Origin of the sequence: Chitinimonas sp. JJ19 (assembly GCF_036961565.1) — a bacterium.
Classification (GTDB): domain Bacteria; phylum Pseudomonadota; class Gammaproteobacteria; order Burkholderiales; family Chitinimonadaceae; genus Chitinimonas.
Genome location: NZ_JBAMDD010000022.1, coordinates 34,693 through 56,133, shown reverse-complemented (window position 1 = coordinate 56,133; position 21,441 = coordinate 34,693). Strand labels below are relative to the sequence as shown.

Below are 21,441 nucleotides of genomic sequence, written 5' to 3'. Positions count from 1 at the left end.
ACCGGTACAGCAGCCGGCGCCGGCCCCCGGTGCCCTATACTGTCCGACAGGCAGCACCCCCTATTTCCCCTGGGAGTATCCTGGGCCGCCGTGGCGGCCCTTTTTTACCCCCAAACAGGGCGCTTCCGGAAACCTCGGTTTCCCCGCCGTGGTCTGACCACGGAACTGCGGTTTCCGGAAATGCTCACAAGGAGCGCAATATGTCTCACGCACTGCATCTGCTCATGGCCGGTAGCCTGCTGTTGGCTGCCGGTTGCCAACAGCCCATGGCAGCCACCACTCCGCTGCTGATACAAAGCAACAGCAGCAGCTGGCAATGCCCAGCCAACCAAAGCTGCGATGGCACGCCAGACTACCGGGCGCTACTGGTCAATGTCGGCAAGCAGGAGGTCTACCTGTCCTTCGGCCCTGAGCTGAAAGCGCCCTACACCCCGGCGCAGCTGGCCCAGCATTTCCGCTTTGGTGATATTTACCATCCCACCGCCAAGGGCATGATTGCCATACACCTGGAAAACAGCGAGCGCGGCGAAGGCCGTATCGAATTCGTCAGCGCTGCCGATGGCCGCCTCAAGGCCCAGGTCACGGCCCAGCGCTATCGCCTGCAGAACCAGGGCAAGCCCGGCCCGGACTGCCGTACCGACGATATCAAGGGCTATTGCCTGGAAGAGAAGCGCATTGAGGCGCCACTGACCTTGCAACTGGATCTGGCCCTACCCTGATGCCCGCTGCATCACCATGCCGTCTGTCGTGTAGATGCGTTGCCAAGCCATCGGTTGGGTAAGGATTACCACAGTCGAATGCAATGTTAGTATTTGCTTAATGCGCAACGCATACACGGATGGCATAATCTCTTATTAATCATAGGTTTTTGCTGCCATGCCTCTTTTCCGCTCAAGCCGGGGCTTTACCCTGCTCGAACTGCTGATCGCCCTCGTCATCATCGGCCTACTGGTCGGCGTGGTCGGTCCCAATCTGTTCAAGAACCTGGGCAAGTCCGAAATCACCACAGCCCGCTCGCAGATAGACGCCATCAGCAAGGCGGTAGAGGCCTACCGGCTTGATAACGGCCACTTCCCCCGTAACGAGCAAGGCCTTGCCGCGCTGACCCAGCCCCCGTCGGGCGTCAGCACCTGGCGCGGCCCCTACCTGAAGAAAGCCGCCCCGCCCGACCCCTGGGGCAACGCCTATCAGTACCGGATACCCGGCAGCAACGGCCGCGAGTTCGAAGTACTATCATTAGGCCGTGATGGTCGCCCTGGTGGCGCCGCCGAAGACGCGGATCTGAGCAATTGAAATGAGCCGGTCGTACCTGGTCAGCGCGCTCGATAGCGAGCGGCGCATCGTCAGCCTTCGCCTTGAAGCGGCCTCGGATACCGAGGCCCGGGCGCAGCTGAGCGCACGCGGGCTAACGCCGCTGACCCTGCGTCCGGCCGGCTTTGGCGCCAGCAAAGGCGCCGCCAAGGTCAAGTTCGACCTGCTGCTGTTTGCCCAGGAACTGGCTGCCCTGTTGTCTGCCGGCCTGGGGCTGAGCGAAGCCATCGCCACCCTGGCCGAAAAAGAGACCCGCCCCGGCACCCAGCAGATACTGGTTGAAGTGCGCGATGCCCTGCACCAGGGCCAGTCGCTGTCGGCTGCCCTGGCCGCCAAGCCGGCCCTGTTCCCCGAGCTGCTGGTGGCCAGCGTGCGTGCCAGCGAGACCACGGGCGACCTGGACCGGGCGCTGGGCCGCTATATCGCCTACCAGCAGCAGATAGACGCGCTACGCAAGCGCCTGATCAGTGCCGCGACCTACCCTGCCATGCTGCTGTTCGCAGGCGGTGGCGTATGCCTGTTCCTGGTCGGCTACCTGGTGCCCAAGTTCTCCCAGATCTACGACGGCATGCAGGGTGAGCTGCCGCTGATGTCGCGCCTGCTGCTGGGGTTTGGCGGCTTCCTGGCCGAGCACCGTGCCATGGCGGCCGGCGTGCTGTTTGCCACCATCGCCGGCAGCGTCGCCCTGCTCATGCAACCAGCCAGCCGCGCCAAGCTGGCCGACCTGGCCTGGCGCAGCCCAGGCCTGGGTGCCCGCCTGCGGCTGTTCCAACTGGCCCGCTTCTACCGCGCGACCGGCATGCTGCTGCAGGGCGGCATACCGTTGGTCACCGCCTTCGAGCGGGTAACCGATCTGCTCCACCCGGCCCTGCGGCCACCGCTGCGCCAGGCCATACAGGCTTTGCGCCAGGGCCAGCCACTGGCCGAGACGCTGTCGCGCGCCGGCCTCACCACGGCCATTGCCCTGCGGCTCTTGCAGGTGGGTGAGCGCACCGGCCAACTGGGCGAGATGCTGGAACGTACTGCCGCCTTCCATGATGAAGAGCTGAGCCGCTTTGTCGATACGGCTGCCAAGCTGGTGGAACCCATACTGATGCTGCTGATGGGCGGCTTTATCGGCATGATCGTGCTGCTGATGTACCTGCCCATCTTCGACCTGGCGGGAGGCATGCAGTAATGGCCACGCCCAATACCCTGGAACGCAAGCTCAGCGCCGAACAGCTGGCCCGCGCCCGCGTCGAGGCGGAGACCGGCGGCCTGCACCTGCTGACGGCCCTGGCCGCGCAATCGCAATCCAGCAAGGAGGCCGTGCTGGCAGCCTTGTCGTCGACCTTGCGGATTCCGCTGGTGCCCACCCAGAAGCTGGCCGACCTCAGCCCCGATTTCACCCGCCTGCCCTTCAGCGAAGCCTCGGCCCGGCTGTGCCTGCCCATCAAGCACAAGGACCGCACCATCGCCATCGTGGCAGACCCGCTGCAGGCCGGCCTGCTGCACTGGCTGGAACACAAGCTGGACGGCGCCTACCAGCTGGCCCTGTGCGATGACGAGGCCCTGCGCGAGCGCCTGGGCGCCCTGGAAGAAGGCCGCCGCGCCATCGATGGCCTGTTGCCGCAAACCGAGGGCAAGAAGCGGGGCGAGGTGGTGGAAGTCATCACCCTGGCCACCATCGCCGAGGAATCCAGCGCTGCCGTCAGGCTGGTCAACTCCACCCTCTACGATGCGCTCAAGAGCGGTGCCAGCGACATCCATATCGAGAGCGAGCCTGACGGGCTGTGCGTCAAATACCGCATAGATGGCGTGCTGCATGCCGCCAGCCGGGTCAATGGCCAGGAGCTGGCCGAACAGGCCATCTCGCGTATCAAGATCATCAGCGAACTCGACATCGCCGAGCGCCGGGTGCCGCAGGATGGACGCTTCAAGGCCTTTATCCTGGAGCGGGAAGTGGATTTCCGCGTCTCCATCATGCCCAGCATGCACGGCGAAGACGCAGTCTTGCGGGTGCTGGACAAGCAGGCCGTCACCCAGCAGATCAATGGCCTCAGCCTGGCCAGCCTGGGGCTGGATGCCGCCACCTGCAGCACCATACTGAGCCTGGCCCGCGAGCCCTACGGCATGCTGCTGGTCACCGGCCCGACCGGTTCGGGCAAGACCACCACCCTGTATGCCGCGCTGGCCGAGGTGAACAGCAGCGAGGAAAAACTCATCACCATCGAAGACCCGGTGGAATACCAGCTGCCCGGCGTGCTGCAGATACCGGTGAACGAGAAGAAGGGCCTGACCTTTGCCCGTGGCCTGCGCTCCATCCTGCGGCACGATCCTGACCGCATCATGGTGGGCGAAATACGCGACCCGGAGACCGCCCAGATTGCGGTGCAGGCGGCGCTGACCGGCCACCTGGTGCTCTCCACCGTGCACGCCAACAGCGTGTTCGATGTGATCAGCCGCTTCCTGCACATGGAAGTCGACCCCTACAGCCTGGTCTCCGCCCTCAACGGCGTGCTGGGCCAACGCCTGGTGCGGCGTATCTGCAGCCACTGCAGCGTGCCCTATCGGCCGCCATCGGACCTGCTGATCGCGTCCGGCATTCAGGCATCCTGGCTGCCCCGCTTCCAGTTCCGTATTGGCCGTGGCTGCCCGGCATGCCGGCAGTCCGGCTATCAGGGCCGGATCGCCATTGCCGAAGTGCTGCAACTGAACGACACCCTGCGCGAGCTGATATTGAGCCGCGCCCCCATGAGCGAGATCAAGGCCGCCGCCCGCAAGGCTGGCAGCCGCCCCTTGCGTCAGATCGCCCTGGCCGCTGTGGCCCAGGGCGCGACCACTTTGCAGGAAATCAACCGTGTTACCTTCGTTCGCTGAACTGCGCCCCGATAGGGTGGTGCTGTTCCTCGGCGCCGATTCCCTGCTTGCCGTCGAGCAACATGGCTGGCAACGCCGTCACGCGGCCGAGCTGCGCCTGCCCCTGCGGCTGCAGGACGGCCTGCCGCAACTTGACCTGCTGGCCCAGTGGCTGGGCGAGCGCCGTGCCCGCCGGCTGGAAGTCCGGCTGTCCAGCGCCTGGGTGCGCTTCGCCATCCTGCCCTGGCAGACTGCCCTGAGCGACGAAACCGTCGCACAGGCCATGGCCCAGGCCCTGTTTGCCGAACAGTACGGCGCCGCCAGCGCCGGCTGGGAAGTCACCCTGTCGCCGTTCAAGCCTGGCAGCGCCCGGGTTGCCAGTGCGCTGGATGGCCGCTGGCTGGCCGCCCTGCGTGAGCTGGCAGAGCAGCAACGCTACCGGCTGGTCTCCATGCAGCCGGTGCTGGTCTCGCTGTTCAACCGATTGGCCGACAAGCTGCCGCAGGATGCCCTGCTGGCCGTGGTGGAACCGCGCCGGCTGGCGCTGCTGCAGTTACAGCGTGGCCAGTGGGCCAGCCTTTACAACCGGGTGCTGCCCGAGCCCTGGGAGCGCCGCCTGCCCAGCCTGATTACCCAGGCCAGCGCCACCCTGGACGCGCTCAACAGCCCCGTCTACATTGCCGCCCCGCTGTTCCAGCGGCCGGATCTGGGCAGGCTGTCCGCCACCTGGCTGCGGCTGCCGGCACAACGCGGCTATGATCCGCGCAGGGACCCCGAATGGGCCCTGTGCACAGGTGTTTGAATGGCACGCATGCAATTGGATTTCGTGGCGACGCGTCGCCATTTCAGTGTTTTCGGTCTGCTGCTGCTCACCGCTGGCCTGGCCTGCCTGCTGCTGGCCAGCTGGCGCATGAGCCAGACCCAGCAGGTGCAACAGCAGCTGGAAGGCCAGCTATGGCAGTTGCAGGCGCCGCCCGCCAGCCCCGAAACCGATACCGAGGCCACCGCCCTGGTCGCCGCCGACCGCCTTGCACGGCAGTTCCGCCGGCCCTGGACCATGCTGTTCCAGCGGCTGGAGCAGATCAATGTTCCTGGCGTGCGCCTGGGCCAGATATTGCCGCAGGCGGGCGACAAGGCCTCGGTGCAGTTGGGTGGTGAGGCCAGCGATGCCGAATCGCTGTATGAATACCTGCGCGCCCTGCGCCGCCAGGGCGGGGTAACTGACGTCTACCTGCTGCAACAGCACTGGGATGCCGAGAGCGAGGCGCTGCGCTTTGTGGTGCAGGCGCGCTGGGATGCCGGCCAGGAACCGGTGGGGGCGCCATGATGGTCTGGCCACGCTATATCTGGATGCTGCTGGGCACCTCGGGCCGCCTGGGAGTGTGGCTGCTGCTAGGCGCCGCCGTATTCTGGCTGGTGCAGGTGCAACCTGCCGCCACCCAGTTGACCGAGACCCAGGCCAAGCTACGCCAGGCGCAGCAGACGCAGACCCTGTCCGCGCCGGCCAAGCCACGCCGCATCAACGACTTCTATGCCCGCTTCCCGCCGCTGGAGCAGCTACCCGACCAACTGGCGGCGCTGGATGTGGCCGCCGAGGCAGCGGACCTGGCCATCAATGAGTCGTACTACCAGCTGCAGACCGTCAACGGCCTGGCGCTGCGGCGCTACCAGGTGAACCTGCCGCTGGATGGCGACTACCCGTCGCTGCGGCTGTTCCTCAACCGTGCGCTGGGCGATGCGCCCAATGCGGTGCTCGATGAAGTCCGCTTCGAGCGCGACCCCAAGAGTGATGTGGTCACGGCCCAGCTCAAGCTCAGCTACTACTATCGCGAAGCCACACCGGCAGGCGCAGATGCGCCGCTGCCAGCCAGCGTACCCGCCGTGGCCGGCGCGGTACCACCTGTCGCAGTGCCGACGCCAGCACCGGCACCCGCTACGGCACCTGCACCTGCCGCACCCGCTGCATCCGTACCAGCAGCGGCGACACCACCCGCCGCGCCCCTGCCACCCCCTGCGGGAGCCCGGCCATGAGCCTGAACCGCAAGCAGGCCATGGGCCTGGCCCTGGTGGTCGTGGTCGGCCTGTCCGTCTGGTCTACCCGGCTGGGTGGCGACGAAGACGACCTAACGCCGGCGGGGCCGACCGTCAGCATCAGCGACCCGAATGTCGCATCGGCCACCCCCACCCTGCCGCCCGACGCCACCACCGCGCCCGCCACCGGCGAAAGCTGGCAAAGCGCCATGCAGCGCGACACCGGTTCGCTGCAAGGCGTGGTGGCGGATCCCTTTGGCTCCAGCAAGCCCAAGGCCACGCCCCCGGCCGAAGCCGCCGTGACCGAACCGGCCGCTGTCGTCGCCCCCCCGCCGCCCCCGCCGCCCCTGGCACCGCCCTATCGCTACCTGGGCAAGCTGGAGAAGGGCGGCAAGCTGGATATCTATCTCGATAATCAGGGCAGCCCCCTGATAGCCCGCCCTGGCGATACCCTGCCCGGTGGCTGGCGGCTGGACAGCCTGACCGGCGGCCAGCTTGTATTCACCCATCTCGCCACCAGCGAACAACACACTGTGGGCCTTACGCCATGAATCTGATACGCCCCGGCCTGACCGGCCTGATGTTGCTGACCCTGGTAGCCTGCGCCAGCCAGCCCCAGCAACGCTTCGACCAAGCCCGCCAGATGCTGGGCGAGAACCGCAGCGAAGAAGCCCTGCTGGCGCTGGAAGAACTGGTGAAGCAGGAGCCCGGCAACCAGGAATTCCGCCGCTACTGGCTGCGCCAGCGCGATGCCATCGTCGAGCGCACCCTGCGCGAGGCCGAATCGCTGCGTATCAACCAGCGCTACAGCGAGGCCCAGGCGCGGATAGAGACCGTGCTGCGGATACAGCCGGGCAACCCGCGCGCAGCCGATATGCGGCTGGCGCTGGACCGCGAGCTGGCGCATAACACCCTGGTGGAGCAGGCCATAGCGGCCCAGCAGGCCGGCCAGCCCGCCCAGGCCCGTGCCCTGCTCAAGCAGGTGCTGGCCGAATCGCCCCGCCACCTGGGCGCCCGCAAGCGCCTGGCCGAGCTGGACAAGGCCCGCAACAAGGCCGAGATGGCGCCGATATCGGCCAACTCGCCGCTGCGCGCCCCCGTCACCATGGAATTCCGCAACGCGCCGCTGCAAAGCATCTTCGACATGCTGAGCCAGAGCACCGGTGTCAATTTCGTATTCGACCGCGATCTCAAGCTGGACGGCCAGGCCACCATCCTGGCCCGCGACACCCCGCTGGACGAGACCCTCAATGTGCTGCTGACCAGCCAGCAACTGGCCAAGCGGGTGCTGAACGACCGCACCGTGCTGATCTACCCGGCCACGCCCAATCGCCAGAAAGATCTGGAAGGCCTCAACGTCAAGACCTTCTACCTCAACAATATCGAGGCCAAGGCGGCCGCAGCGCTGATCAAGACCATCGTCAAGACCCGCGACATCTATACCGACGACAAGCTCAACCTGCTGGTGATGCGCGACACCCCCGAAGCCATAGGCGTAGCCGAGAAACTGGTGGCCGCCCATGACCTGGCCGAAGCCGAGGTCATGCTGGAAGTGGAAGTGATGGAAATCGGCAGCGAGCGCCTGGCCCAGTTGGGCGTGCAGTTCCCCGACCAGCTGTCGCTGTCGCTGCCCAAGGCCTTTGACGGCAGCAGCCTCAGCCTGGGCGAGCTGAAGAACCTGGGCCGCGATGGCCTCAAGCTGGGCATAGGCGATCCGGCCCTGCTGCTCAACCTCAAGCACACCGACGGCACCACCGATACCCTGGCCAACCCGCGCATACGGGTACGCAACCGCGAGAAGGCCAAGATCCATATCGGCGACCGCGTACCGGTGATCACCACCACCACCAACCCCACCTCGGGCTCGGTGGCCGAATCGGTGGCCTATCTGGACGTGGGCCTCAAGCTGGATGTGGAACCGCAGGTATTCCAGGACGACGAGGTGGGCATACGCCTGAACCTGGAAGTCAGCAATATCGTCAAGGAAGTGCCCAGCAAGACCGGCCTGCTGACCTACCAGATCGGCACCCGCACCACCAGCACCGCCCTGCGCCTGCGTGATGGCGAGACCCAGGTGCTGGCCGGCCTGATCAAGCAGGAAGAACTGGAATCGGCCTCGCGCCTGCCGGGCCTGGGCCAGCTGCCCATGCTGGGCAAGCTGTTCTCGTCCGAGAAGCGGCAACGCACCAAGTCCGAGCTAGTGCTGCTGATCACCCCAAGGATACTGCGCAACCTGGCCGTACCCGATGCCAGCCAGACCGAGTTCACCAGCGGCACCGAAGACCATGTCGGCAGCGAAACCCTGCGCCTGCCGGACGGCAACAGCCAGATCAGCATACCGGCCGAGGGCAGCCAGCCGCTGGCACCCCCGCCCGCACCGCAGCCACAGGTAGAACCGGTGCCACCACCGCAGGTTGACCCGGTGCCGCCGCCACCGCTACCGGTCCCGCCGCAGAACCCGAAATGAAGCAACGTGGCTTTACCCTGATAGAGCTGCTGGTCACCCTGACCCTGCTGGCCATCCTGGCCGGCGCAGCACTACCCTTGGCCCAGTTGCAGGCCCAGCGCAGCCGCGAGCAGAATCTGCGGCAGGCGCTGTGGTCGCTGCGCAATGCCATAGACGAGTACAAGCGCGCCTACGATGAAGGCCGGCTGGAAAAGACCGTGGGCAGCAGCGGTTATCCGGCCAATCTGCGGGTGCTAGTGGACGGGGTATCGGATATCTCCTCGCCGGACGCGCAGAAGCTGTATTTCCTGCGCCGCATCCCACGCGACCCTTTCTTCCCCGACCAGACCGCGCCCCCCGAGACCACCTGGGGCCTGCGCAGCTACGCCTCGCCCGCCGAGGCCCCCAGGGCCGGCGCCGACGTGTACGATGTCTACAGCCTCAACCCCGGCACGGCGCTGGACGGCCAGCCCTACCGACTATGGTGACCCCCATGCGCCATCGCGGCTTTACCCTGCTGGAACTGATGATCGCCATGGCCATCGTCGCCACCCTGCTCAGCATCGTGGCACCGCGCTACCTGGGCAGTGTGGACCGCGCCAAGGAGACCGTGCTGCAGGATGACCTGCACACCATGCGCAAGGTGTTGGACCAATTCCATGCCGACCGTGGCCGCTACCCCAATGATCTGGAAGAGCTGGTCAGCGCCCGCTACCTGCGCAGCATCCCGGTCGACCCCCTGACCGAGCGCAACGATACCTGGCGGGTAGAGCCACCACCGCCCGGCAGCCAGGGCAATGTCGGCGATGTCCGCAGTGGCGCCAGCGGCCGTGGCAGCGACGGACGCGACTATGGCAGTTGGTGAACGGGGCTCGGCCTATCTCTGGCTGATGGGTGTGCTGGTGGTACTGGGCCTTATCATGGGTCGCGCCATTGAAGTAGCCAGCACCCAGGCAGATCGCCAACGCGAACGCACCCTGCTGCAGGTGGGCGACGCCTACCGCCGCGCCATCGCCAGCTATGCCGCCCTGCCCGGCAGCGACGGCAGCCTGCCACGCTCGGTGGAAGACCTGCTGCAAGACCCCCGCGCCAGCGAACCGGTACGCCACTTGCGCCGTGCCTATGCCGACCCAGTCAGCGGCCAGCCCATGCAGCTGATACGGCGCGAGGACGAAGGCATCGTCGGCGTCCACAGCCCCTCCGACCGCCCTCCCCTGATGCGCCGTGGCTTTGCCCTGCGCTACAAGGAATTCGAGAAGGCAGAGCGGATAGCGGACTGGCAGTTCCTGTTCCAGCCTAGCGGGCAGGCTAAGAACTAGGTTGGTTGGCCATGATGGGCCACACCAGCAGGTAAAGCGCTGCCGTCAGACTGAATGGCCATACTGTTATGCTGCGGCTCCCTTCAGTCAGGCGATCTGGCCACCGAACCGTCGGCCTGCAATACCTGACCTCCTCCAAAACCGGCTCGCCACCAGCGCCATACACGCTGGCCTGCGGCCTGCCCCTATAGGCAGGCGTGGCAGGACAAGCCAATCACGGCACGGCCGGCACAGGCCGTGGGGGCGAGCCCAGCCAGGCAAACACGGCCGACCACAATTCCGGATGCGCAGTGACGAAATCGTGCCCCCCGCGCAGCATCAGCACCTGGTCTGCCACAAACTGGCCGTGCGCGGGCTGCGATACCAGATCTTCCCGCGCGTAGGCCGCAAATGACAGCCTGCTGTCTGACTTCACCTTGTACAGCCCATCCAACGCCAACTGGGATGCTGCGCGATTCTGGTCCGATACCCCCAGCATGGCCGCCTCGAAGTTTTTCTGATACGTCAGGTTGGGGCGGGGAGAGAAGGGAGTGCCTGACTTGCCGACCCAGTGTTCCGGTGGTTGCAGGCGCAGTAGCGGGGCAATCAAGACCAGCCGATGCGGCACCTCGAGTGCGTCGCTGGTCAGCTTGGCCAGCGGACCACCCAGGCTCTCGCCATGAATAACCAGCTGGCCCGCAGGATTGAGCTTACGGATGAAACTCGCCGTGTACTCGGCATCCTTGCGCATGGCCTCAACCATACCCTGTGTACGCAAGCGACTGGACACGCCACTACCCGTACCAAGGTTGCCGCTATAGTTCACCGCCAGCACATTCCAACCCGCGTCCATGTACTCCCTGATCGAATTGGAATCCAAATTCGCTATGGTGCCGCGTGGTCCACCACGAAAAAACACCACCAAGCCCTTGGTACCGGACGCCTTGGCCATCAAACCATGCAGCGGCCAATCATCGGCGCCCAGACTGAGCTGCGCCAGACTGAAGTCCGTAGGCTCGCCCGCCGTGTTGTTGGCCGGGCAGGACTGCAGGAAACGACGACCGCTCCTGCTCAGAACGATCACCTTGCCCGCGTTCACTTTCTTCAAAATCAGTCCGTAGTCGCTGCCATCACTGGTCGCTAGATCATGGATATAGAAACCCGGGTGCTTACCCAGCGCTTCTGCCACTGCCGCCTCCAGACTCTTGGCCCCCTTCGCGGTGCTGTTGATATACAGCCGCGCCTTATCAAAATACCCTAGCAATCGGCCGTTGTTGGAAGCGATTAGGGGTTTGGCGAAGGGCGGCAGGGCACCAGCTGGCATATCTGGGGCGATGCCGACATCGCTTAACCAAGGCAAACCGGCTGACCCCAGAGGCCTCGTCAGCTTACCCTGTGGTAGCTCTACGCCTTTGAAGGCGGTTGGCGTACGCGCATTGCTAGTCAGGACCGCCAGATCCAGCCCATGGAAATTTTCGACCAGCGCGCCAATCGGCCCGTGGCTATCCATGAACAGACCCATCAACATATCCCCTGGTACCGCCGTGTGCATCGTCGCTGCTTTGCCAGCCGCCAGATAGGCCGCCGCCGTCTCAGCCGTATCGCTGGGAATGGCTCCCCATACCACCGATGTGGTTGCGACCTGCTTGTCGATAGGAATTCTTTGGCCAATTCTTCCCTGCCCCGTCTGTGCATCGAATACCATGCGAGACAACATCTGGCCATTTTCCACCAGATACAACCCACGCTCATTCTTATCCCAGGCAAGCGCCCTGACGCTTTTATACGCCTCAGCACCCGTCATGCAGGTCTCTTCGGCGCCTGTCTTGAATGCGCAATCAAGATTCAGTATTGATAATCTTCGCCCTACCCCAACAACTGTCGTTTTGCTGGCAATATCCTGATAAAAAACAGCATGCTTACCACTCGGGGACAAGTTAACCCCCTCGCCGCCAAACTCACAAAGTTTTTTTGATGACGCCCGATAAGCGTCAAAATAAGGCCAGGCCTGTGCTTGCTGCTTTTGGTCAGCACAGGCATTCGTCAACAGCACGAGCGATACAGCGATAGCGAGTTTCTTGTCTTGTACAATATTAATTTTCATACTTGATCACTAGCATTGAATACCCTTTGCCTGAAAAGGACAAGAGAAAAAAGGACGGCATCTTGAAGGACTTACGAACATTAAGCAACCCGCCTCGGCAAATGCATAGTAGTCAATTTGAAAATTTTAGGCCATTGCGCGATTAGGGAGGCAAACGCGTAGGGCGCAATAAGCGAAGAGCATTACGCCGCATGCTATCACTACCACTTATGCTAAATACAAACCATACAGATTGATTACTCAGCGGTGCCAATTTATTAATCTTTACGATACATCGGTGGATAGTTGAGGGCAGCCCCTTCGGAATGATGAACATATTGACCATCGCGGCATTCGGCATCAAACCAAGTGCCGAGCTGTCCTTATACAACGCCACGCCCCCTGCTTAATGCGCGCAATGAAAGACCGAGGTACTGAGCTGGTAACGAACGCCATGCTGGGCGCTTCGGAGCTGCAAGAGTATGATGGCGGATAGATACATACTTAGAGGAGGCTAAAATGCATAACGAGAATGATGCATGGGCAAGGGACCAGTACCAGATTTCGAAGTTTGCACAGGCATTGGAGCTGCAACTCCGTGGAAAATATGAGGACGCGGCAGCTGCTGAGCAGGGAACAAGGGCTGCAGCAGATCGCACTTTAACTCTGGCCGTGAATGCGCCGTGGGGGAAGGGAAAAAGTTTTTTCCTGGAAGGATTTGTTCAGCAATTAAAGTCTAATCATGTGGTCGTAACTTTTGACGCATGGGAGACAGATTTTGCAGGCAATCCCTTGGTCGCATTTTGTCTTGAGGTTACATCGCAAATTGCAGCGACGACTGGTATAGGAGACTCTGTTAAGGACGAATTAAAGAAAGCGGCCGGTCAATTGTTTTTCCACTATGCGAAACACATGGTAGGTGGAGTTTTTAGTGCTTTGCTCAGTACTGCTGTTCCTGCGGGAGGTGTTTTAGCGAGTGGAGCGTTGAAAGGAATCGAGGGGGCTGGAAATCAACCGCCAGCAACTGACGAGGACTGTGTCGAAAAGATGCAAGCGGAGTATACCTCGATAAAAAAATCAATTAATGCCATGAGGGATGTTCTGGCAAACTTAGTGGAAACAGTGAGCAAAAGCAATGACTTGTATTTGCCTATTTTTATAGTAGTGGATGAGTTAGACAGGTGCAGACCAAATTATGCCATAGAGTTACTGGAAAACATAAAGCATATTTTTGAGGTCGAAGGAGTATATTTCGTATTTGGAATTAGCCTGGATTCACTAGCGCATTCAATTCAGGCTGTATATGGCAATGGATTTGACGGCAGAGCCTACTTAGATAGATTTTTTTCTCTGGAGTATTCTTTACCAATAGCATCAAATTTTGATTATATCCACAGTGCACTTAAGGAAAAGTACATCATCGACTTTAAAAAGCTAATAATATTAGCACCCAGCCATCACGAAGGCATTGACAGGGAGGCTTCGAGATTATTAGGAAAGATTGCCAGTTGGTATGAGATGACCCCACGCGATATCGACAAGGCTTGCCTAAAGTTGTCTATGATACTGAAAGAAAGCAATGCAATGCATGCATTGCCATTGTTTGTCCTTCTTTGCTACTGGCAGTGCAATAAGACACTATCAGCATCATTATTTAAGAAAATAAAAAATGGGGAGGCCTATGGTGAATTGTTTGCTGGGACTAGCAAAAAGAGTAAGCCATACATTGAGATTGGCGAAGGCAATCATGATGTAGATCAGGTCTTTTCGATTTATATGATTGTCGCGAGAAAAGTTGCGAATGAAAGAGACTCAACAAGTAGTGCATCTGTAATTTCCACCGCCGTCTGGGATTCGGCACTATCCAGGCTGAATAGTCATTCTTCGGCTAGCCATTCACTTGGTCACATCATGGAGTATCCTGATCTAATTACGAGTGGCACTTTGAACCATAAGCGCGGCGCCCCCTAAGCTAATTAGCCATCGATGGTGTTTCAAGTGACTTTGTTTTTTACAGTCACCACGCGGCGCAAGGTGCAAGTCTTGTATTTTGTACACCACATGGCCTGTAGCAACCCCTACCACCGAACGAACCCGAAAATAAATCGCTCAATACGGCTGCTTAACCAAACTACGCCAGCTCCGCCACCCTGTCCTCAACAGCCGCCGGCACCATACGCCAGGGCGGGGTCGGGCGGAAGTGGTCCTGCAGGAAGTTGAGAAAGGCCCGCAGGCGCATGGGCATGCCGTTGCGGTGGGGGACCAGGGCGACTACGTCGGCGTCGGCTACCTGCCAATCGGGCAGCACCCGTTGCAGCGTGCCGGCAGCCAGATCGTCGGCCACATGCCACTCCGAGCGCAGCATGAGGCCTTTGCCGACCAGCGCCCACTGCCGCAGTACGTCGCCGTCGTTGACGCTGAGTGCCTCGCTGATGCGCACATTGGTCTTTTCACCGTTCTGGTGGAAAGACCACAGGGTGGTGTCTTCGTCGTTCTCGCGCAGTACCAGGCACTGGTGCCGGCGCAGATCTTCTGGCGTTTGCGGTTCGCCGTGCAGGGTCAGGTAGTCGGGCGAGGCGCACAGCACGCGACGGTTGGGGGCAATGGGGTAGGCGACCCAGTCGGAATCGGGTAGCTCGCCTATGTGCAGCACCAGGTCGAAGCGCTCGTTGCGGTTGACCGAGAAGCGGTCGCTCAGTATCAGTGAGATATCGAGTTCGGGGTGCTGGGCGTGGAAGGCCGCCACGATGGGTGCCAGGTAGCGCCGGCCAAAACCCAGCGGGCCATGGATGCGCAGCGCGCCGGCAATGCGGCCGCTGCTACCGCGCACGTCGTCCATCAGGCGGTCGAATTCCCGCAGCAGCTCCTGCCCGCGTGCCAGCAGCAGCTCACCTTCTTCGGTCAGCTTGATGCCGCGCGCATTGCGGTCCAGCAGCCGCACGCCCAGTCGTCCCTCCAGCTGCTTCAGGCGCTGTGACATCGCCGCCGTACTCAGGTCCAGTTGCTTGGCCGCGCCGGAAAAACTGCCGGCCTCGGCGATCGCCACGAACATGCGTATGGACTGAAGCTCGCTGTAATCATTCATGATTTTTGGGCGCCGCCGGGAGCTGCAACAGGCGGTTAGATACCGGTATTAATAAGGGCTTATATAATATCATTCCGTCATAATGCTAAATGACCGCTGGTCGGTTGTATCCTGCCAAGTAGCAGGTGAGGCATTGCTGTCTAGACAGCCTACGCTCCTGCCTGCTTGCGCTGCAGCCCGCATTCCGCCTTTGTTTCAAGCACTTGGCCTACCTTTGGCCTGGTCGGGGTGTGAGTATTACCGAGTAGCCTGCCGTAGCAAGGAGGCCGCACCACAGGGGTAGCCGGGGTGGGGCTGCTGCCCGCCCCGGTACCAACGATTGCGGCAGCTCAAGCTGCAGCACGCCCTTTATCGTGCGCCGCCGTCGCCAGCCCTTCCAGTATCGGGCAGTCTGGCCGGTGGTCGCCGCAGCAGGCCTGGGCCAGGGTCTGCAGGGTGGCCCGCATCTCGCTCAGCGCGGCGATGCGCGCATCCAGTTCGGCGATATGGCTTTCGGCCAGTTGCTTGACCGCCGCGCTTTCGCGCTGTTTGTCTTCCCATAGTGATAGCAGCAAGCTTATCTGCTCCAGCGAGAAGCCCAGGTCGCGGGCGCGGCGGATAAAGCGCAACAGGTGGATATCGCGCTGGCCATACTGGCGGTAGCCCGACTGGCTGCGCTGGCTGGCTGCCAGCAGGCCTATGCCCTCGTAGTGCCTGATCATCTTGGCACTGACCCCGCTGGCGCGGGCGGCTTCTCCGATATTCATGGCGTGGTTACCTGGTGGTGTCGCTGCGGACAAGCCCACAAGCGTACGTAGCATTATCGTTCCCCCGGCTGCCAGCGCCGCAGCAACAGGGCATTGGCCACCACACTGACGCTGGAGAACGCCATGGCGGCCCCTGCCACCACCGGGTTGAGCAGGCCCATGGCGGCCAGCGGTATGCCCACTACGTTGTAGCAGAAGGCCCAGAACAGGTTCTGCCGTATCTTGGCGTAGCTGCGGCGGGAGATGGCGATGGCATCGGCCACCCGGGCCAGATCGCCCCGCATCAGGGTGATGCCAGCTGCATGCATGGCCACGTCGGTGCCGCTACCCATGGCGATGCCGACATCGGCGGCCGCCAGTGCCGGTGCATCATTGATGCCGTCGCCCACCATGGCCACCACATGGCCTTCAGCCTTGAGCGCCAGCAGGGTCTGGGCCTTGTCGGCCGGCAGAATACCGGCCTGGAACTGGCCCAGCCCCAGCTCGGCAGCCACCTGGGCGGCGGCGCCCTGGTTATCGCCCGTCAGCATGATGGTCTGCACCCCCATGGCCTGCAGCCTGGCCAGTGCCGCTGCCGCGCCGGGCTTGATGGCATCGCCAAAGGCCAGCAGCCCCAGCACCGCCGGCTCGCCTACCCGGGCCAGCCAGGACAAGGTGCGGCCCTGTTGCTCCAGCGCAGCGGCCTGCTCGGCCAGGCCTGCCAGGGCTATGCCTTGCTCCTGCATTAGGCGGGCGGTGCCCAGCAGGTATACCGCTCCGTCGATTTCGCCGCTGATGCCACGCCCCGGCAGGGCCTGCAACTGGCCGGCCGGCAGCGCGGTAACCCCAGCCTGTTGTGCCGCCCCGACCACGGCATGGGCCAGCGGATGCTCGCTACCCGCCTGCAGCCCCGCTGACAGTGCCAGCAAGCTAGCGTCGCTCACCCCATTGCCGGCCATGGCCAGCAGGCGCGGCTTGCCCTCGGTCAGGGTGCCGGTCTTGTCAAACGCAACGGCACTGATACGGTGGGCCGTTTCTAGCGCCTCGGCATCCTTGATCAGTATGCCGTGCCTTGCCGCCACCCCGGTGCCCGCCATGATGGCCGTGGGCGTGGCCAGCCCCAGGGCACAGGGGCACGCGATCACCAGCACGGCCACTGCGTTGATGATGGCCGGCTCCAACTGGCCGGCCAGCAGCCACCAGGCCAGCAGCGTCAGCAAGGCGATGACCAGTACCACCGGCACGAATACCGCGCTGACCTGGTCCACCAAACGCTGTATCGGCGCCTTGGCCGCTTGGGCATGCTCTACCAGCCGGATGATGCGTGCCAGGGTGGTCTCCGCCCCGATAGCCACGGTACGCACCAGCAGCAGGCCATCGCCATTGATGGCACCGCCGGTTACCCGCTCACCCGGGCCCTTGGGAACGGGCAGGCTCTCGCCGGTCAGCAGTGCCTCGTCCAGCTGGCTGCTGCCTTCCACCACCTCGCCATCCACTGGCACCCGCTCACCGGGGCGCACCACCACCATATCACCCACGGTAATCAGGGCGATGGGCACATCCTCATCCCGCCCCTCACGGCGGCGCCTTGCAGTGGCTGGCCGCAGGGCCTGCAGGGCATGAATGGCCTCGCTGGTCTGGCGCTTGGCCCGGGCTTCCAGCCATTTGCCCAGCAGCACCAGGCTGATCACCACGGCCGAGGCCTCAAAGTAGAGATGGGGCATGCCGTGCTCGCCATGCCGTAGCAAGAGATAGACACTCAGGCCAAAGGCCGCGCTGGTGCCCAGGGCGACCAGCAGATCCATATTGCCACTACCCGCCCGCACCGCCAGGTAACCGGCACGGTAAAAGCGCGCGCCCAGCCAGAACTGTACCGGGGTGGCCAGCAGCAGTTGCAGCCAGCCCGGCAGCATCCAATGGCCACCCGCCAACTCGGCCAGCATAGGCAGCACCAGGGGCAGCGACAGCGCGCCCGATACCGCCACGGGCCACCAGGCCGGCAGCGCAGGCCGCGCGCTGTCCTTGTCCGCCTGAGGCAGGCTGGCGCTGTAGCCGGCGCGTGCCACGGCGGCCATCAGGCAGGCGCTCTCCACCCCTTGGTCCACCAGCAGTGTGGCCTGCTCGGTCGCCAGGTTGACACTGACTTCGCGCACGCCAGGCTCCCGCGCCAGCACCTTCTCCACCCGCCCTACGCAGCTGGCACAGCTCATCCCGCCTATGGCCAGGGTCAGGGTCTGCTGCGGCACGCTGAAGCCCGCCTGGGCGATGGCGCCGCGCACCATGGCCAGCGTCAGCTCGGGGCCCGCCGTGAGCGTGGCCGATTCGCTGGCCAGGTTGACGCTGGCTGCCTTTACACCGGGCAGCCGTGCCAGCACTTTCTCCACTCGGCTAACGCAGCTTGCACAGGTCATGCCGGCCACCGGCACGGTCAGTTGGCGGGTCGGCTCCTTAGTCTCGGTTTGCATGGTGTCAGTCCTTGTCATGGATACGGGGATGACTGCAGTCTGCACCTTCCCATCATGGTAAGGTCAAGCATCTTGTGCGCGGATTCGTCGCCGCCAGTCGCCCGCGCTGTGCGCAGTGCAGGCCAGCCGCTATCATCCGCCTCCCGCTACCCCTTGATTAAAAGCAATGATGGATTGGCAGCCCTGGCAATACACCGACCCGAACGGCCTTACCCTGCGCGGCTGGCATACCCCGCCCTCGGGCAAGCCTGTGCTGCATTTCCTGCATGGCAATGGCTTCAGCGGGCGCACCTATGAGCCCATGCTGGCATGGTTGGCGGCGGATTTCGACCTGTGGCTGTGTGATCTGCCCGGCCATGGCCGTAGCGATGCCGGTGATCGTTTTCTGGGCTGGAACCGCAATGCCAGCCTGGCGCTGGACGCTTTTATGGCACACCAGTCGCTGTGGGATGCCGGACTGCCGCGCTACGCCCTGGGTCACAGCTTTGGCGGGGTGCTGACGGCGCTATCGCTGGCAGAGCGGCCTGGCCTGTTCCAACGTGCCGTGCTGCTGGACCCGGTGATCTTTACCCCCTGGATGAACCGGTTGCTGCGGGCGGCGGAAACCCTGGGGCTGGCACACCACACCCCGCTGGCCAGGCTGTCGCGCAAGCGCCGCCGGGTCTGGCCCAGTGCCGCTGCGGCGCAGGCAACACTCAGCGGCCGTGGCATCTTCCGGGGCTGGACCGAGGCCGCCATGGCCGCCTATGTGGCCCACGCCATGGCCCCGATTGCCGAGGGTGTTGGTCTGTGCACGCCTGCCTGCCTCGAATCCACCATCTTCGGTTCGGCCCCGCAGCGGCTATGGCCTTCGCTACGTGCCAGCACCACCCCGGTGCGGCTGATCCACGGCGACCAGACCTACCCCTTCGTGCCGGTCTCGGCCCAGCGCTGGCAACGGCTCAACCCCCAGGTCGAAGTCATGCAGACCCAAGGTGGCCATTGCTTTATGCAGGAGGACCCGGCACAGGCGGCCGATTTGACACGTGCCTACCTGCTGGGAAAAAGCTGAAAAACCTGGCGCATGGCCGCATGCGTCACAGGCAGGCGGCAGGCGGCAGGCGGCAGGCGGAGCATGCCGGGCAGATAGCAGGCCAAACTACGGCGCTGCTATTCCCCCAGCAACTGCCGGGCACTGGCCAGCGTGCGCAACTGCCTGCGCACATGGCACACCACATCCTGCCGGCTCAGGCTGTCGCCGCTGCAGATCACTTCATCGGGCGCCACGCCCAGCTCGGCACATAGCAGCAGGGCATCGTCGTCGTAGTTGCTGACGGGCGGCAGGGCACGGCCCAGGCGGCAGGCCGGCACCGACAGGTTGTCGTCCATCTCGTCAACCGGCAGCAGGTTGATGCCAAAGGACGGCTCTTCCGCCTCTATCATGGCCAACAGGTCATTGGGGGCCAGCGGCTCGCCTATGGCAACGCAGTGCTCGATCAGCACCCCGGCCATGGGCGTCAGCACCATATGGGTCTCGCCGGCCACGGCCAAGCGCACCAGCGGCGTATCGGCCGGAATATCGGCGCCTATGGCCACCAGCCATTCGGTCACCACCGTGGGGGTGCCAAGATCGTCGGGGGCGCAAACCAGATGGGTGGTGGAGGGCATGGTAGCGAACCTGTTAGAAATTGCGCCTAAGGCTAGCACGCTGCCGCCCATAAAAAAACGCCGCTGGGAGCGGCGTTCTTGCCTTTGGGCAGCGACCGGTATCAGCGCTTGTTGCGACGCTCGCTGACAGCGCCGGCCAGCTTCTTCAGCACGGCCACGCTGTCGTCCCAACCCAGGCAGGCATCGGTAATACTGCAGCCGTACTTCAACTGCTGGCCTTCCACCAGATCCTGGCGGCCTTCGTTGATATGGCTTTCTATCATCACGCCAAACACTGCATGGTTGCCGCCGGCAATCTGGCTGGCCACATCGTCGGCCACCGTGATCTGCTTGCGGTAATCCTTGCTGCTATTGGCATGGCTGAAGTCCACCATGACTTTTTCCGGCAGGCCGGCTGCCGCCAGGTCATTGACCGCACCCGCCACATGCTCGGCCGAGTAGTTGGGTGTCTTGCCACCGCGCAGGATGACGTGGCAATCGGGATTGCCACCCGTGGCGACGATGGCGGAATGGCCGAACTTGGTCACCGACAGGAAATGGTGCGGCACGCTGGCCGAGCGGATAGCGTCGATGGCGATCTTGAGATTGCCGTCTGTACCGTTCTTGAAACCCACCGGGCAGCTCAGGCCCGATGCCAGTTCGCGGTGAACCTGCGACTCGGTGGTGCGGGCACCGATGGCACCCCAGCTGATCAGGTCGGCAAAATACTGCGGCGTGATCATATCGAGGAACTCGGTGGAGGCCGGCACCCCCATGTCGTTCAGATCCAGCAACAGCTTGCGGGCAATGCGCAGGCCGTTGTTGATATCGAAGCTGCCATCCAGGTGCGGGTCGTTGATCAGGCCCTTCCAGCCCACCGTGGTACGCGGCTTCTCAAAGTAGACACGCATGACGATCAACAGATCGCGCGCCAGTTCCTCGTGTAAGGCCAGCAGGCGTCGGCCATAATCGAGCGCCGCCTCCGGGTCGTGTATCGAGCAGGGGCCTACCACCACCAGCAGGCGATCATCCTCGCCGGTCAGGATACGGTGTATGGCCTGGCGGGCCTGGAAGGTCGTGGTCGTCGCCACCTCGGTCACCGGGTACTTTTCCAGTGCCGCGATGGGCGGGAGCAATTCCTTGATTTCCTTGATGCGTACGTCGTCGGTTTGGAACAGCATGGCGGGCGCTTGCGGTTGGATTCGGGGACTGCCTAGGTTATCGACAGCCCTGCTGCGGCGCAAATAACTTTGTTCGATGGCTACGATAGCGGCCACGCATATACAGGAGGCAACCTTGAAGATCCACCAGCCCTGGCTGGCCAGGCTATTTGTATTGCTGCTGGCTGGCGTGGCCCTGCTGGCCGGCTACAGCCTGATCAGCACCTTGTGGCGCATGTGGCAGTACGGCGGTGACGGCCGCCCCGAGATAGCCTGGCGCCTGGCCCTGCAGGCCAGCCTGTTGCTGCTTGCCGCGCTGGCCCTGTATGTAATGCGCCGGCGTGCCATGCGCAAATCGCGCTAAAAACAAAAC

General features: G+C 63.1%; 21 protein-coding genes. 15 read left to right on the top strand and 6 right to left on the bottom strand.

Annotated features, from left to right (window positions below):
• The first annotated feature begins 200 nt into the window (after window positions 1–200).
• From V7714_RS19550 to V7714_RS19495, 12 genes are all read left to right on the top strand, one after another.
• Entirely contained in the window at window positions 201–719 is a 519-nt protein-coding gene (locus V7714_RS19550) for a hypothetical protein (RefSeq protein WP_335711230.1), read from the top strand.
• Between the two features lie 157 nt (window positions 720–876).
• On the top strand, window positions 877–1,293 hold the full coding sequence (gene gspG, locus V7714_RS19545; RefSeq protein WP_284195381.1) for a type II secretion system major pseudopilin GspG: 417 nt from the start codon (window positions 877–879) through the stop codon (window positions 1,291–1,293).
• A 1-nt stretch (window position 1,294) separates the two neighbouring features.
• Window positions 1,295–2,488 (top strand): type II secretion system F family protein, encoded by a 1,194-nt coding sequence (locus V7714_RS19540; protein WP_335711229.1) that lies wholly within the window; start codon window positions 1,295–1,297, stop codon window positions 2,486–2,488.
• Window positions 2,488–4,170 (top strand): GspE/PulE family protein, encoded by a 1,683-nt coding sequence (locus tag V7714_RS19535; protein WP_284195383.1) that lies wholly within the window; start codon window positions 2,488–2,490, stop codon window positions 4,168–4,170. Before V7714_RS19540 ends, V7714_RS19535 begins: the two co-directional genes overlap by 1 nt.
• Complete coding sequence (locus tag V7714_RS19530; protein WP_335711228.1) at window positions 4,151–4,951, top strand: hypothetical protein; 801 nt, start codon at window positions 4,151–4,153, stop codon at window positions 4,949–4,951. Before V7714_RS19535 ends, V7714_RS19530 begins: the two co-directional genes overlap by 20 nt.
• Window positions 4,952–5,476 (top strand): hypothetical protein, encoded by a 525-nt coding sequence (locus V7714_RS19525; RefSeq protein ID WP_335711227.1) that lies wholly within the window; start codon window positions 4,952–4,954, stop codon window positions 5,474–5,476. It begins immediately after the preceding gene.
• Window positions 5,473–6,180 (top strand): hypothetical protein, encoded by a 708-nt coding sequence (locus tag V7714_RS19520; protein ID WP_335711226.1) that lies wholly within the window; start codon window positions 5,473–5,475, stop codon window positions 6,178–6,180. Before V7714_RS19525 ends, V7714_RS19520 begins: the two co-directional genes overlap by 4 nt.
• Entirely contained in the window at window positions 6,177–6,731 is a 555-nt protein-coding gene (locus V7714_RS19515) for a hypothetical protein (protein WP_335711225.1), read from the top strand. The genes V7714_RS19520 and V7714_RS19515 overlap by 4 nt, the downstream gene beginning before the upstream one ends.
• Window positions 6,728–8,647, top strand: coding sequence for a secretin N-terminal domain-containing protein (locus V7714_RS19510; protein ID WP_335711224.1), 1,920 nt, complete (start codon window positions 6,728–6,730; stop codon window positions 8,645–8,647). The genes V7714_RS19515 and V7714_RS19510 overlap by 4 nt, the downstream gene beginning before the upstream one ends.
• Window positions 8,644–9,114 carry a type II secretion system protein gene (locus tag V7714_RS19505; RefSeq protein ID WP_290333732.1) on the top strand — a complete coding sequence of 157 codons (471 nt, stop codon included), beginning with the start codon at window positions 8,644–8,646 and terminating at the stop codon, window positions 9,112–9,114. Before V7714_RS19510 ends, V7714_RS19505 begins: the two co-directional genes overlap by 4 nt.
• 5 nt (window positions 9,115–9,119) lie before the next feature.
• Window positions 9,120–9,491 carry a type II secretion system protein gene (locus tag V7714_RS19500; protein ID WP_284195390.1) on the top strand — a complete coding sequence of 124 codons (372 nt, stop codon included), beginning with the start codon at window positions 9,120–9,122 and terminating at the stop codon, window positions 9,489–9,491.
• Complete coding sequence (locus V7714_RS19495; protein ID WP_335711223.1) at window positions 9,478–9,945, top strand: hypothetical protein; 468 nt, start codon at window positions 9,478–9,480, stop codon at window positions 9,943–9,945. The genes V7714_RS19500 and V7714_RS19495 overlap by 14 nt, the downstream gene beginning before the upstream one ends.
• A gap of 214 nt (window positions 9,946–10,159) precedes the next feature.
• Here V7714_RS19495 and V7714_RS19490 read toward each other — a convergent pair whose 3' ends face one another.
• On the bottom strand, window positions 10,160–12,028 hold the full coding sequence (locus V7714_RS19490; protein ID WP_335711222.1) for a hypothetical protein: 1,869 nt from the start codon (window positions 12,026–12,028) through the stop codon (window positions 10,160–10,162).
• Window positions 12,029–12,526: 498 nt separating this feature from the next.
• On the opposite strand from V7714_RS19490, the gene V7714_RS19485 reads away from it, so the two are divergent.
• Window positions 12,527–13,978, top strand: coding sequence for a KAP family P-loop NTPase fold protein (locus V7714_RS19485; RefSeq protein WP_335711221.1), 1,452 nt, complete (start codon window positions 12,527–12,529; stop codon window positions 13,976–13,978).
• A 160-nt stretch (window positions 13,979–14,138) separates the two neighbouring features.
• On the opposite strand, the gene V7714_RS19480 is transcribed toward V7714_RS19485, so the two are convergent.
• From V7714_RS19480 to V7714_RS19470, 3 genes are all read right to left on the bottom strand, one after another.
• Window positions 14,139–15,092 carry a LysR family transcriptional regulator gene (locus V7714_RS19480; RefSeq protein ID WP_335711220.1) on the bottom strand — a complete coding sequence of 318 codons (954 nt, stop codon included), beginning with the start codon at window positions 15,090–15,092 and terminating at the stop codon, window positions 14,139–14,141.
• A 329-nt stretch (window positions 15,093–15,421) separates the two neighbouring features.
• The gene (gene cueR, locus V7714_RS19475) at window positions 15,422–15,892 is read right to left on the bottom strand and encodes a Cu(I)-responsive transcriptional regulator (protein WP_442891412.1); all 471 of its coding nucleotides are present in this window, start codon (window positions 15,890–15,892) and stop codon (window positions 15,422–15,424) included.
• Window positions 15,892–18,282: a heavy metal translocating P-type ATPase gene (locus V7714_RS19470; RefSeq protein WP_335711219.1), complete on the bottom strand. Its 2,391-nt coding sequence runs from the start codon at window positions 18,280–18,282 to the stop codon at window positions 15,892–15,894. The genes cueR and V7714_RS19470 overlap by 1 nt, the downstream gene beginning before the upstream one ends.
• A gap of 166 nt (window positions 18,283–18,448) precedes the next feature.
• Here V7714_RS19470 and V7714_RS19465 point away from each other — a divergent pair, with 166 nt between their 5' ends.
• Window positions 18,449–19,333 (top strand): alpha/beta fold hydrolase, encoded by an 885-nt coding sequence (locus V7714_RS19465; RefSeq protein ID WP_335711218.1) that lies wholly within the window; start codon window positions 18,449–18,451, stop codon window positions 19,331–19,333.
• Between the two features lie 98 nt (window positions 19,334–19,431).
• Here V7714_RS19465 and V7714_RS19460 read toward each other — a convergent pair whose 3' ends face one another.
• Together V7714_RS19460 and aroG are read right to left on the bottom strand one after the other, a co-directional pair.
• Window positions 19,432–19,929 (bottom strand): hypothetical protein, encoded by a 498-nt coding sequence (locus V7714_RS19460; RefSeq protein WP_335711217.1) that lies wholly within the window; start codon window positions 19,927–19,929, stop codon window positions 19,432–19,434.
• 101 nt (window positions 19,930–20,030) lie between these two features.
• Complete coding sequence (aroG, locus tag V7714_RS19455; protein WP_335711216.1) at window positions 20,031–21,089, bottom strand: 3-deoxy-7-phosphoheptulonate synthase AroG; 1,059 nt, start codon at window positions 21,087–21,089, stop codon at window positions 20,031–20,033.
• Between the two features lie 115 nt (window positions 21,090–21,204).
• Here aroG and V7714_RS19450 point away from each other — a divergent pair, with 115 nt between their 5' ends.
• Window positions 21,205–21,432, top strand: coding sequence for a hypothetical protein (locus V7714_RS19450; protein ID WP_335711215.1), 228 nt, complete (start codon window positions 21,205–21,207; stop codon window positions 21,430–21,432).
• Window positions 21,433–21,441 lie beyond the last annotated feature (9 nt).

Coding starts and splice junctions, on each gene's coding strand:
- V7714_RS19550 (WP_335711230.1), top strand. CDS start 201: ATGTCTCACGCACTGCATCTGCTCATGGCCGGTAGCCTGCTGTTGGCT.
- gspG (WP_284195381.1), top strand. CDS start 877: ATGCCTCTTTTCCGCTCAAGCCGGGGCTTTACCCTGCTCGAACTGCTG.
- V7714_RS19540 (WP_335711229.1), top strand. CDS start 1,295: ATGAGCCGGTCGTACCTGGTCAGCGCGCTCGATAGCGAGCGGCGCATC.
- V7714_RS19535 (WP_284195383.1), top strand. CDS start 2,488: ATGGCCACGCCCAATACCCTGGAACGCAAGCTCAGCGCCGAACAGCTG.
- V7714_RS19525 (WP_335711227.1), top strand. CDS start 4,952: ATGGCACGCATGCAATTGGATTTCGTGGCGACGCGTCGCCATTTCAGT.
- V7714_RS19520 (WP_335711226.1), top strand. CDS start 5,473: ATGATGGTCTGGCCACGCTATATCTGGATGCTGCTGGGCACCTCGGGC.
- V7714_RS19515 (WP_335711225.1), top strand. CDS start 6,177: ATGAGCCTGAACCGCAAGCAGGCCATGGGCCTGGCCCTGGTGGTCGTG.
- V7714_RS19510 (WP_335711224.1), top strand. CDS start 6,728: ATGAATCTGATACGCCCCGGCCTGACCGGCCTGATGTTGCTGACCCTG.
- V7714_RS19505 (WP_290333732.1), top strand. CDS start 8,644: ATGAAGCAACGTGGCTTTACCCTGATAGAGCTGCTGGTCACCCTGACC.
- V7714_RS19500 (WP_284195390.1), top strand. CDS start 9,120: ATGCGCCATCGCGGCTTTACCCTGCTGGAACTGATGATCGCCATGGCC.
- V7714_RS19495 (WP_335711223.1), top strand. CDS start 9,478: ATGGCAGTTGGTGAACGGGGCTCGGCCTATCTCTGGCTGATGGGTGTG.
- V7714_RS19490 (WP_335711222.1), bottom strand. CDS start 12,028: ATGAAAATTAATATTGTACAAGACAAGAAACTCGCTATCGCTGTATCG.
- V7714_RS19485 (WP_335711221.1), top strand. CDS start 12,527: ATGCATAACGAGAATGATGCATGGGCAAGGGACCAGTACCAGATTTCG.
- V7714_RS19480 (WP_335711220.1), bottom strand. CDS start 15,092: ATGAATGATTACAGCGAGCTTCAGTCCATACGCATGTTCGTGGCGATC.
- cueR (WP_442891412.1), bottom strand. CDS start 15,892: ATGCTACGTACGCTTGTGGGCTTGTCCGCAGCGACACCACCAGGTAAC.
- V7714_RS19470 (WP_335711219.1), bottom strand. CDS start 18,282: ATGCAAACCGAGACTAAGGAGCCGACCCGCCAACTGACCGTGCCGGTG.
- V7714_RS19465 (WP_335711218.1), top strand. CDS start 18,449: ATGATGGATTGGCAGCCCTGGCAATACACCGACCCGAACGGCCTTACC.
- V7714_RS19460 (WP_335711217.1), bottom strand. CDS start 19,929: ATGCCCTCCACCACCCATCTGGTTTGCGCCCCCGACGATCTTGGCACC.
- aroG (WP_335711216.1), bottom strand. CDS start 21,089: ATGCTGTTCCAAACCGACGACGTACGCATCAAGGAAATCAAGGAATTG.